The sequence below is a fragment of the Streptomyces sp. NPDC097640 genome (assembly GCF_040302705.1).
GTDB lineage: Bacteria > Actinomycetota > Actinomycetes > Streptomycetales > Streptomycetaceae > Streptomyces.
The window spans coordinates 146,542-162,414 of sequence record NZ_JBEOSB010000026.1 but is presented as its reverse complement, the minus strand read 5'-3'; the positions used below and the strand labels follow the sequence as shown (position 1 = coordinate 162,414).

The 15,873-nt window shown below is 70.2% G+C and carries 9 protein-coding genes; all 9 read left to right on the top strand.

Annotated elements, in window-relative coordinates; genetic code table 11:
* The first annotated feature begins 100 nt into the window (after positions 1–100).
* Positions 101–604, top strand: coding sequence for a hypothetical protein (locus ABTY62_RS34200; RefSeq protein WP_352133298.1), 504 nt, complete (start codon positions 101–103; stop codon positions 602–604).
* 6 nt (positions 605–610) lie between these two features.
* Entirely contained in the window at positions 611–2,170 is a 1,560-nt protein-coding gene (locus ABTY62_RS34195) for an ATP-binding protein (protein WP_352133297.1), read from the top strand.
* A gap of 307 nt (positions 2,171–2,477) precedes the next feature.
* The gene (kdpF, locus tag ABTY62_RS34190) at positions 2,478–2,567 is read left to right on the top strand and encodes a K(+)-transporting ATPase subunit F (RefSeq protein ID WP_009326374.1); all 90 of its coding nucleotides are present in this window, start codon (positions 2,478–2,480) and stop codon (positions 2,565–2,567) included.
* 8 nt (positions 2,568–2,575) lie between these two features.
* Complete coding sequence (kdpA, locus tag ABTY62_RS34185) at positions 2,576–4,240, top strand: potassium-transporting ATPase subunit KdpA (protein ID WP_352133296.1); 1,665 nt, start codon at positions 2,576–2,578, stop codon at positions 4,238–4,240.
* The gene (gene kdpB, locus ABTY62_RS34180) at positions 4,237–6,369 is read left to right on the top strand and encodes a potassium-transporting ATPase subunit KdpB (protein ID WP_352133295.1); all 2,133 of its coding nucleotides are present in this window, start codon (positions 4,237–4,239) and stop codon (positions 6,367–6,369) included. The genes kdpA and kdpB overlap by 4 nt, the downstream gene beginning before the upstream one ends.
* A gap of 5 nt (positions 6,370–6,374) precedes the next feature.
* Positions 6,375–7,031, top strand: coding sequence for a potassium-transporting ATPase subunit C (locus ABTY62_RS34175; RefSeq protein WP_352133294.1), 657 nt, complete (start codon positions 6,375–6,377; stop codon positions 7,029–7,031).
* Positions 7,032–7,493: 462 nt separating this feature from the next.
* Positions 7,494–12,320: an amino acid adenylation domain-containing protein gene (locus ABTY62_RS34170; RefSeq protein WP_502997575.1), complete on the top strand. Its 4,827-nt coding sequence runs from the start codon at positions 7,494–7,496 to the stop codon at positions 12,318–12,320.
* Positions 12,317–14,692 carry an AMP-binding protein gene (locus tag ABTY62_RS47600; protein ID WP_502997574.1) on the top strand — a complete coding sequence of 792 codons (2,376 nt, stop codon included), beginning with the start codon at positions 12,317–12,319 and terminating at the stop codon, positions 14,690–14,692. The genes ABTY62_RS34170 and ABTY62_RS47600 overlap by 4 nt, the downstream gene beginning before the upstream one ends.
* The gene (locus ABTY62_RS34160) at positions 14,689–15,858 is read left to right on the top strand and encodes an FAD-dependent monooxygenase (RefSeq protein WP_352133293.1); all 1,170 of its coding nucleotides are present in this window, start codon (positions 14,689–14,691) and stop codon (positions 15,856–15,858) included. Before ABTY62_RS47600 ends, ABTY62_RS34160 begins: the two co-directional genes overlap by 4 nt.
* Positions 15,859–15,873: the final 15 nt, after the last annotated feature.

Sequence of the window (15,873 nt, the reverse complement as noted above, 5' to 3'; positions counted from 1 at the left end):
GTCGGTGGCGTCAGAGGGGTGTCAAGGATGGGCGCCACGGCGTCAGGGCGGCGTCAGTCCCGGTGCCCGGCCGGGCACACCGCCGCGCGCCGTGCCTCACGTGAACCGCATGGAGAGGGGAGCCAGGCCCGACGGCACGACCGATGACCGCCACTGGCGGCCGGACGCCCGGTACGCGGGATTGTGCGCACTGGGGTTCGCCGGGCTGACGCTCCTGCTCGACTGGGGCTCGGGCGGGCTCACCGTGGCGCGCGCCGACCTGTGGGCCACCCGCCTCGTCCTGCGGGACACGTACGGCGGCTCGGTGGCCCTCGGCCCCGAGACCCTGGTCGCCAATCCGCTGCTGTGGCACCGGCTGGACGCCGGGGCCCACCGCTTGCGCGAGCGCGGCACCCTGCGGTACGGCGTGAGCACCCTGCGGCAACTGGGCGAGCGCATCGACGGGGGGAACGGCCCGGGACGTGCTCAGGGCCTCCGGGCTGGAGTAGAGAGCTCCGCCGGACATGGCCGGCCGGGCCTCGTCAAGGCGGTGTCAATCTCTCCGCGGGCAGCGCAAGAGAAACGTCAAGATCCATGGCCGGAGCGCGAACCGACGCTTTGCTGAGGGCTGATGAGTGACGTACGGGCCGGACGGCTCAAGGTCTATCTCGGGGCGGCCCCCGGCGTGGGCAAGACCTGCCGCATGCTCGAGGAGGGCCGCAGCCGGGCGTCGCGCGGCGCCGACGTGGTGGTCGGGTTCGTGGAGTGCCACGGGCGGCCCCGTACGGAGGCGATGCTCGACGGCCTGGAGGTCGTGCCGCGCGCCCACCGCGTCCACCGAGGCCGGGACTTCGCGGAGATGGACCTCGCCGCGGTGCTCGCGCGCCGCCCCCAGGTCGCGATCGTGGACGAGTTCGCGCACAGCAACGTCCCCGGCGGTCGCAACGCCAAGCGCTGGCAGGACGTCGAGGAACTGCTCGCCGCGGGCATCGACGTCATCACCGCGGTCGACATCCAGCAGCTGGCGTCCCTCAACGATGTCGTCGAGAGGATCACCAGGGCGCCGCAGGGCGAGACCCTCCCCGACGAGGTCGTCCGGCGGGCCCGGCAGATCGAGCTGGTGGACATGGAGCCCGAGGGGCTGCGCCGTCGCATGGCGCACGGCAACATCTACGCCCCCGAGGAGATCGACGCTGCCCTCGCCGACCGCTTCCGGCCCGGAAACCTGACCGCGCTGCGGCAACTCGCCCTGCTGTGGGTGACCGACCGGGTCGACGAGGCGCTTCGGAGGTACCGCGCCGAGGACGCCACAGGCAGCGTGTGGGAGACCCGGGAGCGGGTGGTCGTCGGGCTCACCGGCGGGCCCGAGGGGGACACCCTGATCCGGCGGGCGGCCCGGATCGCCGACCGGTCCGCGGGCGGCGATCTGCTCGCCGTGCACATCACCCGCAGCGCCGTCGAGCGGGCCCGGCTCGCCGAGGCCGCGGCCGAGATAGAGCCGATCAAGGCCGCCGACCGGATGCGCACGGCACTGCTGCGGGCCGTCGGGCACGATCTGCGCACGCCGCTCGCCGCGGGCTGGGCGGCCGTGACCTCGCTGCGCGGCCGGGATGTGGAGTTCTCGGACGAGGACCGCGAGGAACTGCTCGCCACCGCCGACGAGTCCCTCGCCAAGCTCAGCCGGCTCGTGGAGAACCTGCTGGACCTCAGCCGTCTCCAGGCCGGCGTTCTCACCCTCGACCTGCGCGGCACCACGCTCGAAGAGGTTCTCCCGGCGGTACTGGCCGACACCCCGGACGTCGAGGTGGGGGAGCTGGAAGAGATCCCCGCCGTCCTGGCCGACCCGCCCCTGCTGGAGCGCGTGATCGCCAACCTGGTCGAAAACGCCGCCCGCCACACCCCGCCCGGCGGCAAGGTCGTCCTGACCGCCGGCGCCCACGCGGGCCGGGTCGAGCTGCGTGTCGTCGACCGCGGTCCCGGCCTGCCGCGGACCGGCCGGGACCGGATCTTCGAACCGTTCCAGCGGCTGGGCGACACCGACAACACCACCGGACTCGGCCTGGGGCTGGCTCTGTCCAAGGGCCTGACCGAGGCGATGGACGGCACGCTCGTCCCCGAGGACACCCCCGGCGGCGGCCTGACGATGGTGCTCTCCCTGCCGTTCGCGGAGCGGGCGGCGTACTCCCGGTAGCTCCGTGGCCGCCTGGCCGCCCCCATCCCGGTGGTGTGCGCCACACGCGCGTCAGGGATGCGTCAAAGCGGCGGTCGGGGCCCGAAGTGGCGGCCGTAAGGGACGCGTCAAGGCTGCGCGGGCGGCCGTAAGAGCGCCGTCAACGACGGCCGAAACCAGCCACAAAGGCGCTTTCCTCGATTCGTCCGTGCTTGTCATTCTCGTTCGAATCTCACTAGGAGCTCGCGATGGCCGACGTGGCCTTCGTCGTCACCACGATCGCGGTGTTCGCGCTCGTGGCTCTCGTCGCCAAGGGGGTGACGAAGCTGTGACCGCCGAAAATGTCGTCGGCCTCGTCGTGGCCGTCGCCCTGCTGGGCTATCTCGTCCTCGCCCTGATCTTCCCGGAGAGGTTCTGAGCCCCGTCATGAGTCCCGTTCTTGCCGGCGTGCTCCAGCTGCTCGCGCTCGTAGCGGCGCTGGCGCTCGTCCACATCCCCCTCGGCAACTACATGGCCCGGGTCTACTCCTCCGACAAGCACCTGCGGGTCGAGAAGTGGATCTACAAGGGGATCGGTGCCAACCCCGACACCGAGATGCGCTGGCACGCGTATCTGCGCGGTGTGCTGGCGTTCTCCGCGGCCGGTGTGCTGTTTCTGTATCTGCTCCAGCGGCTTCAGGGTGTGCTGCCCGGCTCGCTCGGCTTCGCCTCGATCGACCCGGACCAGGCGTTCAACACGGCCGCGTCGTTCGTGACCAACACCAACTGGCAGTCGTACTACGGCGAGCAGGCCATGGGCCATGTCGTACAGACCGCCGGTCTGGCCGTGCAGAACTTCGTCTCGGCCGCGGTGGGCATGGCGGTGGCCGTGGCGCTGGTGCGCGGCTTCGCCCGTTCGCGCACCGGTGAGCTGGGCAACTTCTGGGCCGACCTGGTGCGCGGCACGGTCCGCATCCTGGTGCCGGTCGCCGCGATCGCGGCTGTCGTCCTGGTGGCGTGCGGCGCGATGCAGAACTTCTCCGGCATCCACGAGGTCGGCCAGTTCATGGGCGGCTCGCAGCAGTGGAACGGGGGCGCGGTCGCCTCGACGGAGGCCATCAAGGAGGTGGGCACCAACGGCGGCGGCATCTTCAACGCCAACAGCGCCCACCCGTTCGAGAACCCCACCCCGTTCACCAACCTCTTCGAGATCTTCCTGATCCTGGTGATCCCGTTCTCGCTGACCCGGACGTTCGGCGTCCTGGTCGGCTCGGTGAAGCAGGGGTACGCGATCCTCGCGACGATGGTCACCATCTGGATCGGCTTCACGGCGCTGATGATGTGGACGGAGTTCGCCCACCGCGGCCCGGCGCTCGAGATCGCGGGCGGGGCGATGGAGGGCAAGGAGGTCCGCTTCGGTGTCGGCGCCTCGTCGATCTTCGCGGTGGCGACCACGCTCACCTCGACCGGCGCGGTGGACTCCTTCCACTCCTCGTTCACCGGCCTGGGCGGCGGCATCACCATGCTCGGCATGATGCTGGGCGAGATCGCGCCCGGCGGTGTGGGCTCCGGCCTCTACGGCATGCTGATCATGGCGATCATCGCGGTGTTCATCGCGGGACTGATGGTCGGCCGCACGCCCGAGTACCTGGGCAAGAAGATCGGCACCCGCGAGATCAAGCTGGCCGCCCTGTACATCCTGGTGACCCCCACCCTGGTGCTCGTCTTCACAGCCGCGGCGATGGCCCTGCCGACCCCGGGCAACTCCATGACGAACAGCGGGGCGCACGGCTTCTCCGAGATCCTCTACGCCTACACATCCGGGGCCAACAACAACGGTTCCGCCTTCGCCGGCCTGAACGCGGACACGCAGTGGTTCAACACCACGATCGGCCTGGCGATGCTGCTCGGCCGGTTCATACCAATGGTGTTCGTGCTGGCGCTGGCGGGCTCGCTGGCGGAGCAGAAGCCCGTTCCGGCCACCGCGGGCACCCTGCGGACCGAGAAGCCGCTGTTCACCGGCCTGTTGGTGGGCGCGATCCTGATCATCACCGGGCTCACGTACTTCCCGGCGCTCGCGCTGGGCCCGCTCGCCGAGGGGATGGCGGCATGACCACCGATACCAAGAAGCACGAGGACCCGATGTCCACAGCCACTCCGACCCGGGCGCCGCACAGCGATGTACCCACCGGGCACAGGCCCGCCGAGGGCCGTGTCGGCGCGGGCCTGTTCGACCCCGGGCAGCTCGTCAAGTCGCTGCCGGACGCCTTCCGCAAGCTCGACCCGCGGGTGATGGTCAAGTCGCCCGTGATGTTCGTGGTGCTGGTCGGCTCGGTCCTGACGACGGTCTTCTCGATCAAAGACCCGACCGACTGGTTCGGCTGGGCGATCAGCGCCTGGCTGTGGCTGACCGTGGTCTTCGCGAACCTCGCGGAGGCGGTCGCCGAGGGGCGCGGCAAGGCGCAGGCCGACACCCTGCGCAAGGCGAAGACCGACACGGTCGCACGCCGGCTCAGCGGTGCCACGGAAGAGCGGGTGCCGGGCACCGAGCTGAGGATCGGCGACCTGGTCGTGTGCGAGGCGGGCGACATCATCCCCGGCGACGGAGATGTCGCCGAGGGCGTCGCCTCGGTGGACGAGTCGGCCATCACCGGCGAGTCGGCACCCGTCATCCGCGAGTCGGGCGGCGATCGCAGTGCCGTCACCGGCGGAACGAAGGTGCTCTCCGACCGCATCGTCATCAAGATCACGACGAAGCCGGGCGAGACCTTCATCGACCGGATGATCAATCTCGTCGAGGGCGCGGCCCGGCAGAAGACGCCCAACGAGATCGCGCTGAACATCCTGCTCGCGTCCCTGACGATCGTGTTCCTTCTCGCATGCGCCACGTTGCCGCCGTTCGCCGACTACGCGGGCAAGCACCTGACCATGGTCGTGCTGGTGGCGCTGCTGGTCTGCCTCATTCCGACCACGATCGGCGCGCTGCTGTCCGCGATCGGCATCGCCGGCATGGACCGGCTGGTCCAGCGCAATGTGCTCGCCATGTCCGGCCGCGCCGTCGAGGCCGCCGGTGATGTGTCCACCCTGCTGCTCGACAAGACCGGCACCATCACCCTCGGCAACCGCCGGGCAGCGGAGTTCGTGCCGGTGCGCGGCACCACGGAGGCCGAGGTCGCGGACGCCGCGCAGCTGTCGTCGCTGGCCGACGAGACACCCGAGGGCCGTTCCATCGTCGTCCTCGCGAAGGAGAGGTACGGGCTGCGCGAGCGGCACCAGGGTGAGCTGACCGATGCCGAGTGGGTCGCCTTCACCGCCCAGACCCGTATGTCGGGCGTCGACGTCGACGGCAGGAAGGTCCGCAAGGGCGCGGCCGGTTCGGTCGTCGCCTGGGTCGAGAAGCAGGGCGGCGCGGTCGCGAAGGACGCGGGCGAGATCGCCGACCGGATCTCCGAGGCGGGCGGTACGCCCCTGCTGGTCGCGGTCCGAGACGATCAGGGCGCCCGGATCCTCGGCGTCATCCACCTCAAGGACGTCGTCAAGGAGGGCATGCGCGAGCGGTTCGACGAGCTGCGCCGCATGGGCATCAAGACCGTCATGATCACCGGTGACAACCCGCTGACGGCCAAGGCGATCGCCGAGGAGGCAGGCGTCGACGACTTCCTCGCCGAGGCCACCCCCGAGGACAAGATGGCCCTCATCAAGCGCGAGCAGGCGGGCGGCAAGCTCGTTGCGATGACCGGTGACGGTACGAACGACGCGCCCGCGCTGGCGCAGGCGGACGTCGGCGTGGCGATGAACACCGGCACCTCGGCGGCCAAAGAGGCCGGCAACATGGTCGACCTCGACTCCAACCCGACCAAGCTCATCGAGATCGTCGAGATCGGCAAGCAACTCCTCATCACCCGGGGCGCCCTGACGACGTTCTCCATAGCCAACGACGTCGCCAAGTACTTCGCGATCATCCCGGCCCTGTTCGCGGCGGTCTACCCGGGCCTGGACAAGCTCAACATCATGGGCCTGTCCTCGCCCGACTCCGCGATCCTGTCCGCGGTCGTCTTCAACGCGCTGATCATCATCGCGCTGGTGCCGCTGGCCCTGCGCGGAGTCCAGTACCGCCCGGTCAGCGCCGACAAGATGCTCCGCCGCAACCTCACCATCTACGGCCTCGGCGGGCTCGTCGCGCCCTTCATCGGCATCAAGCTCATCGACCTGCTCATCTCGCTCATCCCCGGGATCGGCTGAAGGACATGAACAACTCCCTGAAGAACACCGCCCGGCTGCTGGGCGCGGGTCTGCGCGCCCTCCTCATGCTGACCCTGGTGACGGGCGTCATCTATCCACTGGTCATCACCGGCATCGCCCAGGGGCTGTTCAGCGACAAGGCGAACGGCTCCGAGATCACGGCGGACGGGAAGGTCGTCGGCTCGTCCCTGATCGGGCAGTCCTACAACCTGCCGCTGAAGAAGGGCCAGGAAACGCCGGAGCCCGACCTCAAGTGGTTCCAGGGCCGCCCGCGGAACGGCCTCGGCAGCAACAGCGTCAACACCCAGTACAAGCTCATCCTCTCCGGCGCCACCAACCGCTCCGCGGACAACGAGGAGCTCATCCAGTGGGTGAAGGACGCCAAGGCCGCCGTCGTCAAGGACAACTCGGTGCCCGGCCACAGGGTCGAGCCCTCCGACGTGCCCGCCGACGCGGTGACCTCATCCGGCTCGGGCCTGGACCCGGACATCTCCCGGGACTACGCCGACCTCCAGGTCCGCCGCGTCGCCGAGAGGAACGGCCTGTCCGTCTCCCAGGTGCGGAAGCTGGTCGATGAGCACACCGAGGGCCGCACCCTCGGCTTCATCGGCGAACCCCGGGTGAACGTGCTCGAGCTGAACATCGCCCTCAAGGGCCTGTAAACCTCGGCACCTCCCCGGCTACCTCCGGACGAGTAATGGCCCGGTGCTCGTCCGGAGGTTTTCCCGTATGCGCGGCAACTCACCCGGAAAATATGGGAGAATTCACGGTTTGAAGCGACGGGGATTGAAAACGGAGTATCAGCCACCGTTCATCGCAAGGATAAAGTGGCGCACGTCACAGTGGCTGCTTTCTCTGGCGCAGGCTAAGCTACGTTCGCTGAGCCGCCCTTTTTCGCGCAGGTCCGTCGACTGTCGATAAGAAGAAATTCAAGGAACAGTGCAGTTCCCTGTTCTCCTTCCCTGACCTGGATTTCCCTTACGCCGACGCGGAAGCGCGGGCCGCTCACCGTTTCCCGTCCGGGAAACGCCGTGGGTGCCTTCTGGCGCGCCCTCACCTCGGTCTTCTCATTCTTTCGTTCGACCGGTAGCCGACCCTCATCGTCTCACCCGGAGATCGTGACAATGACTTCGCCCGAGCCCTTCCCTTTAACGCGCTATCAACTCGACATATGGGTCTCCGCCGCACAATCCGAGGAATCACCGCAGTACAACGTCTCGCTGTACGAGAAGCTCACCGGGAACGTGAATCTCGACGTCCTCCGCCAGTGCGTCGAGCAGGTCCTGCGACGTCATGACGCGCTGCGTCTGCGATTCGACGAGCGGGACGGGACACCTCTTCAGTGGGTCGAGCCCCGGATCCCCGTCGTGGAGACGGCCGACCTGTCACAGGAAGGTGACCCGGCGGCGGCCTGCCGCCGCTGGGTGCGCGCATTCCAGCAGCGCCCGATGCCGCTGCGCGATCAGCCCATGGTCCGGGCGGCGCTCCTGGTGGAGAGCGCCCGCGTGACGCACCTCCGACTGGTCGCGCACCACCTGGTGATGGACGGCCGGACCCTCGGCCAGGTGAGCGCCGAGATCCTCGACGGCTATGCGTCGATGACGGCGGGCACCACCGCCGTAGAGAACAGCGCGCCGTCATACCGCTTGTTCTCCGAGCGGGATGCTGTGTACCAGGGATCCGAGGAGAACACCGCGGACCTGGCCGCCCACTGTTCCGCCCTCGCCGGCGCGGTCCCCGCGCTGTTCCCCAGGAAGCCGGCGAGCGCCCCCCGCGAAGCCGCGCGCTATTCCTTCAGCCTGGACCGTTCATGGGCGGCCCGCGTGCGCAAGGCGCAGTTGCCGCTGTTCCCCTATATCGCCACCGTGCTGGGCGCGTATCTGTCGCGCGTACACCGCGCCGAAGAGGTGACCCTGGGCGTTCCGGTGCTGAACCGGCCGAGGGAATTCATGGATACGGTGGGGCATTTCGCGAACACCCTGCCCTTGCGCCTGCCCGCCCACCACGGGATGCCGCTGCGCGACATCGTCAGCCGGACACGGACCGCCACCCGCGCGCTGCGCGTGCACGAGCGGGCGGCGCTGGGAGACGTGGTGCGCCGATTACGCGATTCCCACGGCGGAAACCGGCAGCTTTTCGACGTCACCTTGTCCTACCTCCGGACCGGCCACCCGGACCCCGGGCCGGGTATCGATGCCGAGACGTCGCTGGAATCGCCCTGCCATGAGCAGGATGCCCTCTCGGTGGTGGTGCTCGACTTCGACAACTCCCCGGAAATCCGCTTCGACCTGGATTACGCCACGGATGTCTTCGACGACGACTTCCCGGTCGAGGCGATGGCGGAGCACTTCAAAAACCTCCTCGAAGCGGCTGTGGACATGGCGGACGGGCCGATGTCCGCGGTGCCGATGCTCTCGGCCGCGGAGCGGGCGGAACTGATCCGGTACGGCAGGGGAGAGAACGTCGCATATCCGCGGGACGCCACCCTCTCCGGGCTCTTCGAGCGGCAGGCCGCCCGCGGCCCGGCGCGGATCGCCGTGGTGGGCCCGGGCCCCGACGACGCCCTGACCTACGCCGAACTGGACGCGCGAGCCAACCAGGTCGCCCGGGCGCTGCGGGCGGACGGCGTGGGCCCGGGCGACCGGGTCGCCGTCATGATGGAGCGCGGCCCGGACCTGCTCGTCGCGCTGCTGGGCGTGGGCAAGGCGGGCGGTGCCTATGTCCCGGTGGACCCGGGATATCCGCGCGAGCGCATCCGCTTCCTGCTCGACGACAGCCGCCCGGCCGCCGTCCTGACCTCGGACGAGAGCGAGCCACGGATCTCGACGGCGGCGGGCGTGCCCGTGCACCGCGTCCCGGACCTGCTGCACGGCGACGACACCCCGCCGGAGCCGCTGGCCGACGGCTCGGACCTCGCGTATGTGATCTACACCTCCGGTTCCACCGGCAGGCCCAAGGGCGTGCTGGTCCGCCACCACTCGGTGGCCAACCGGCTGGCCTGGATGCAGCGCGCGTACCCCATCGGCGAGGGCGACGTACTGCTCCAGAAGACGCCCGTGTCCTTCGACGTGTCCGTGTGGGAGCTGTTCTGGTGGGCCATCGAGGGGGCGAGCGTGGCCCTGCTGCCGCCGGGCGGTGAGAAGGACCCCCGCGTGATCGGCCGGACCATCCACGACCGGGGCGTCACCGTCGCCCACTTCGTGCCGTCCATGCTCGGCGCCTTCCTCGACGCCGTGGAGCAGGACCCGGACGTACACGCCGGAACGCGGACGCTGCGCCGGGTCTTCTGTAGCGGAGAGGCGCTGCCGGCCGCTCGTGTCGACCGGTTCAACCGGATCTTCCACGGTGCCGAGCGCGCCACGCCGGCCCTGGTGAACCTGTACGGCCCGACCGAGGCCACCGTCGACGTGACGTTCCACGACTGCCCCGGGGAGCCCGGCCGCCCCGTCGGCCGTGTGCCCATCGGACGGCCGATCGACAACACCTGTCTGTATGTGGTGGGGCAGGACGGGCAGCCACAGCCCCAGGGGGTCCCGGGCGAGCTGTGGATCGGCGGCGCCGGGGTGGCCGCGGGATATCTGAACCGGCCCGCCCTGACGGCCGAGCGGTTCATCACCGACCCGTTCACCGGCGAAGGCAGTCTGTACCGCACCGCTGACCTCGTGCGGTGGCTCGCCGACGGCACGCTCGAATACCTCGGCCGCCTCGACGACCAGGTGAAGATCCGCGGGAACCGGGTGGAGCCGGGCGAGGTCGGCGGGGCCCTGATCGCCGTGCCCGGGGTCCGGGACGCCCTGGTGGTGGACCGCACCGATGACGAGCGGGGTGTCCATCTGGTCGGCTACTACGTCGCGGAGGACGGGATCGCCGCCGCGGACATCCGCCGCCATCTCGCCGACACGCTCCCGGAGTTCATGACCCCGGCACTGCTGGTGCCGCTCGACCGCATTCCGCTGACGCCCAACGGCAAGGCGGACCGCCGGGCGCTGCCGGATCCGGTGGCCCGCGGCGGCGCACCGGTCTCACGCCCGCTCACCTCCGCGGAAGAGATCGTGGCGGACGTGTGGCAGGAGGTGCTGCGGTGCGGACCGGTGGCTGCCGAGGACGACTACTACGCGCTCGGCGGCGACTCGCTACAGATGCTGCGCATCCGCGCCCTGGCCGAGCAGCGCGGCCTGCGCTTCTCCCTGGCCGACCTGGTACGGCACTCCACCGTCGCCGGCCTGGCCGCGCGGGCCCGCCTCGACGAATGCCCCACCGACGTGTCCGAGGGCGGAACGCTCCCCTTCGAGACGGTCCCCGGTATCGACCGGGCGCGGCTGGGCTCGGTCTCGGACGCCTACCCGCTCACCCGGATGCAACTCGGCCTGATCTACCACAGCCGTCAGCAGCGCCGATCCTCCCTCTACAAGGACGTGTTCCGCTACACACTGCGGTGCGACTGGGACGAGCAGCCCTTCCGCGCGGCCTTCGACGGGCTCGTACGGCGCCATCCGGCGCTGCGCACCAGCTTCGGCCTGGCCGGGTTCACCGAACCGCTCCAGCTGGTGCACGCTCCCATGGAGGACGGCCTCGAAGTCGTCGATCTGCGGGCGCGTGACGGCGACGACGCGGAAGCGGAGGTGCTGCGGCACATCGAAGAACGCCGCCACCACGAGTACGTTTTCGACACCGCGCCCCTGTACTCGCTGCGCGTCCACATCCGCCGCTCCACGATCGACCTGGTCCTGAGCTTCCACCACGCCCTGTTGGACGGTGCGAGCGTCGCCAACCTCATCGGCGAGCTGCTGCGCGACTACGGGCACGCCCTGGGCCTGCACCCGACCCCGGTGCCCGAGGTCCGGCTGCCCTCGCCCGCCGCACACCTGCTGGCCGAGCGCCGGGCCCTGGCGTCGGAGGCCGACCGCCGGTACTGGCGGGCGGAGCTCGACGGAAGCGAGCCCGTCTCGATCGGCACCTTCCGCCCGCACCAGCCCCCGTCGTCCGTGAGCAGGCGGGGGTCGCACCGCTTCAACCTGCCGGCCGGGCTCGGCGAAGACGTGCGGACATTCGCCCGCGAGCAGGCGCTGCCGGTCAAGTCGGTGCTGTTCGCCGCCCACTGCATGACACTGCGGCTGTTGTCCGGCCGTGAGGACATCATGACCGGGCTCATCGCGCACAGCCGACCGGAACACCCCCACGCCGAGCGCATGGTCGGCCTGTTCCTCAACACCCTGCCCATGAGGGTGAACACGGCCCAGGCCAGCTGGCTCGAGGCGGTACGGGAGGCGTTCCGGCGCGAGCAGGGCGCGTATCCCCACCGCCACTACCCCATGAGCGCCATCCCGGAGGAACACGGCGGCGGACCGCTTTTCGACACCGTCTTCAACTACGTACGGTTCCAGCAGCTCACGGACGCACTGGGGGAGCCGGGGCTGGAGCTGACGGACTTCCGCACCGTGGAGGAGACCAACTTCACGCTCCTCGTCAACGCCGTGACGGACCCCGTCGACCAGAACATCTGGCTGCGCATCGACAACGACGGACAGACGGTCACCCACGATCAGGTCAGGCTCTTCGCCGACTACTACACGCGCATCCTCGGCCACCTGGTCCACCATCCCCTGGAACAGCCCGGCTGGGACTTCCTCACGCCCGTGCCGCAGCCGCTTCCGCCCGCCACGGACGTGGCACGGAGCGCGGTGGACCGCTTCGCGGAACAGGCCGCGCGCACCCCGCACGCCCTCGCCCTGACGACGCACGACGAGCGATGGACCTACGCGCGGCTCGACCGGGCGACCGCGGCCGTGGCCCGCAACCTGATCGCCCTGGGCGTGCGGCCCGGCGCCGTCGTCGGCCTCGCCGCGGACCGGTCACCCGAGGTGATCGCCGCCATCCTCGGCATCATGCGGGCCGGGGCGGCGGTCATGCCCCTGGACACCGGATACCCCGCCAAACGCTCTCCCGCATGATCGAGGAGGCCGACCCCTTCCTTGTCGTCGCCAGCCGGCACGATGCCTTCCCCGACCAGGACGCGCCGGCCGTACGGTTCGAGCAGATCGCCGGGCCGCCCACCGGTGAAGCGCCCGCCGCGACCCTCCGGACGCTCGCCCCGGACAGCACCGCCTGCGTCCTGTTCACCTCGGGCTCCACGGGGCGGCCCAAGGGGGTCGACATCCCCCACCGCACCCTGGCGGGCCTCGTAACCTGGCAGAATCGCGCCCGAAGCGCCTCGCAGGGCATCACCCTCCAGTACGCACCGCTGAGCTTCGACGTCTCCCTCCAGGAGATCTTCTCCACCCTGTGCGCGGGCGGCACACTCCGCCTGGTGCCGGAGGACATCCGCAGGGACATGCCGGCCCTGGTCCGCCTGATGCATCGGGAAGCGGTCGAGCGGATCTTCCTGCCCTACATCGCCCTCCAGCAACTGGCGCTCGCCTCCGCGGCGCTGGGCCTCGCACCGGCCGCGCTGCGCGTCATCGTCTCCAGCGGCGAACAGCTGAGGATCACCGACGAGATCCGGCGGCTGTGCTCGGCCCTGCCCGGAGTGGTGCTGGAGAACCAATACGGGCCCACCGAGACCCATGTGGTGACCCGCCACACCCTGACCGGACCGCCGGCCGACTTCCCGGACCTTCCCCCGGTGGGCACCGCCGTCGACGGCGCCCAGGTCGTCGTGGTGGACCCGCGGCTGCGCCCCGTGCCGCCGGGCGTGACGGGCGAGTTGTACCTCGGGGGCGCCTCGGTCGCGCGCGGCTATCTGGGCCGTGACGACCTGACCAAGGAACGCTTCGTCACGCTGCCCGGCACACCCGGCCGCTTCTACCGCTCCGGCGACCTCGGCTTCGCGCTGCCGAGCGGCGAGATCGTGTGCACCGGCCGCGCCGACACCCAGGTCAAGGTCCGCGGATTCCGGGTCGAGACGGCCGAGGTGGAGCTGGCCATCCGCGACCTCGTCCCCCGCCATCCGGGCATCGCGGAAGCCGCTGTCGTCGCCCACAGCCGCCCCGGCACGGACACGGTCCTGGTGGCGTTCCTGACCGGCGATCCCTCGACCGTGGACACCGGCGCGCTGCGCGGCAGGCTGCGGGAGACGCTCCCCGACTACATGGTGCCGTCCTACGTCCAGTGGCTCCCCGCCATGCCGTCCACCCCCAGCGGGAAACGGGACGACGCCGCCCTGCGGGCCATCCCGCTCGAGGCACCCGCCGACCACGACACCACCCCGCCGCGCACCCCGCTCGAAAAGGCCCTCGCCGAGATCCTCGCGGACCTGCTGCATCTGCCCGAAGTCGGCATCAACGACAGCATGTTCGACCTGGGCGGCACCTCACTGACCGCGATGCGGCTCATCGCCACGCTGGAACAGCGCTTCGGCACCGTCATCCCGCTGTCGGAGTTCATCGCCGCGCCGACCGTGGCCGCCATGGCCACCCGGCTGCGCTCCGGCGCGGCGGCACCGGCCCGCTTCGACCCGATCGTGCCGCTCAACAAGGCGGGTTCGCGGACCCCGCTCTTCCTGGTCCACCCCATGGGCGGCAATGTGCTGTGCTTCCTGCCCTTCGCCAGACACCTCGACCGCGAGCAGCCGCTGTACGCCCTCCAGGCGGCCGGCGCCGACCCCGGCACCGAACCGCTGGACACCATCGCCGACATGGCCCGCGGCTACCTCACCGCGGTCAGACGGATCCAGCCCGAAGGCCCTTACAAGATCAGCGGCTACTCCTTCGGCGGTTTCGTCGCCTTCGAAATGGCCTGCCAACTCCGCGCGGCCGGTGAGCAGGCCGAGGTGCTGATCCTGGACACCGTCGCCCTCAACCCACACCTGCGCGAGCTGTACACCGAGGACGCGCTGCTCGGCTGGTTCTTCTGGGAACTGCTCTGGCCCGTACGCGGCGGCGCCTCGCCACTGGACGAGATGCCCGAGCACGCCACCACGCTGGACGCGAAGTTCGCACACATCGCGCGGTGCGCCGTCGACCTGGGCGTATTGCCCGCCGACAGTTCCGGAACCGTCATCAGGCGCCTGTTCCGCCTCTACCGGGCGAACTGGCTGGCCACCCTGGACTACCGGCCGGACACCGTCGACCAGGACATCGTCCTCCTGCGGGCCGACGAACCGCTGCCCGCCATCCTCGAGGCCATGCACGGCGCCGCGGGCAGCCTGCACTACGAGCCGACCAACGGCTGGCGGCGGATGACCACCGGCCGCATCCAGGTGATCGGCATCCCCGGCGACCACCTCTCCATGATCGAGGAGCCCGGCGTCGCGCACGTGGCCAAGACGGTCGCCGACATCCTGCACCCCTCAACCCATCTCCGAAGGGACACCCGAGCCTCATGACATCCCACCGGCCCAAAGCAGTGGTCATCGGGGCGGGGATCGGCGGCCTCACACTGGCCGCCGCTCTGCGCCAGGTCGACATCGACGTCGAGGTGTACGAGCGCGCCACCGAATTAAGAGCCGCCGGTTCCGGCCTGGGTGTGCTGAGCAACGGCGGCGCCGCGCTGGACGCCCTCGGCATCGACATCGGCTTGGAAAAACGCGGGCAGGTCCTCCAGCGCTTCGGCATCAACGACGCCGAGGGCAACCACATCACCTGGTATCCCATTCCGGAGCTCAGCGAGGAGCTGGGGCTGCCGCCCACCGTGGTCATCAGCCGCAGCGCCCTGCAACAGGGCCTCCTGGAGGCGGTGGGAGACACCCCCATCACCCTCGGCGCCGCCGCCGTGGGCTATGAGAACGGACCGGACGGAGCGACCGTGCGCTTCGCCGACGGCAGCCGGGCCCACGGCGACATCGTGGTCGGGGCCGACGGGATCAACTCCGCCGTCCGCCGCCAGATCACCGGCCCGGAGCCGGTGTACGAGGCCGGATATGTGTGCTGGCTCGCCATCGTCCCGTTCAGCCACCCCAGCTTCGAGACGGGCTCGGTCCTGCACTACTGGGGGAGCGGACAGCGTTTCGGACTGCTGGACGTGGGCCACGGACAGACCTACTGGTTCGGCACCAAGAACATGTCCGTCGAGCGGGCCGCCGACTGGCGGGGCACGAAGGACGAGATCGTCCAGGCGTACGCCGGCTGGGCGGACGAGGTCCAGGCGGCCATCCGCGTGACGCCCGAAGAGGACATCATCGCCATCCCGGCCCGCGACCGCGCCTTCCTGGAGCACTGGGGCGACGGCCGGGTCACCCTCCTCGGAGACGCCGCGCATCCCATGCTCACCAGCCTCGCCCAGGGGGCTGGGATGGCCATCGAGGACGCCGTCGTCCTGGCCGGGACACTGGCCCGGGCCGGCGATCTCACCGCCGGTCTGCGCAGCTATGAGGACCAACGCCGCGAGCGCACCCGGCTCATGGTCAACGCCTCCCGCGCGCTGAGCGAACAGGAGCAACTGGAGGACCCGCGGCAGCGGCACGAGCGGGACGAGCAACTGCGCCGGACGACCTACGCCGCCTTCGCGGAACAGCAGCGGGACGTCCTCATGTTCCCCGGGATCCACCCCTAGGTACCGCAAGGCCGC

Bases quoted from the DNA above. Each gene is read 5' to 3' on its own strand.
- ABTY62_RS34195 (WP_352133297.1), top strand. From the start codon at position 611: ATGAGTGACGTACGGGCCGGACGGCTCAAGGTCTATCTCGGGGCGGCC.
- ABTY62_RS34170 (WP_502997575.1), top strand. From the start codon at position 7,494: ATGACTTCGCCCGAGCCCTTCCCTTTAACGCGCTATCAACTCGACATA.
- kdpB (WP_352133295.1), top strand. From the start codon at position 4,237: ATGACCACCGATACCAAGAAGCACGAGGACCCGATGTCCACAGCCACT.
- ABTY62_RS34160 (WP_352133293.1), top strand. From the start codon at position 14,689: ATGACATCCCACCGGCCCAAAGCAGTGGTCATCGGGGCGGGGATCGGC.
- kdpA (WP_352133296.1), top strand. From the start codon at position 2,576: ATGAGTCCCGTTCTTGCCGGCGTGCTCCAGCTGCTCGCGCTCGTAGCG.
- ABTY62_RS34175 (WP_352133294.1), top strand. From the start codon at position 6,375: ATGAACAACTCCCTGAAGAACACCGCCCGGCTGCTGGGCGCGGGTCTG.
- ABTY62_RS47600 (WP_502997574.1), top strand. From the start codon at position 12,317: ATGATCGAGGAGGCCGACCCCTTCCTTGTCGTCGCCAGCCGGCACGAT.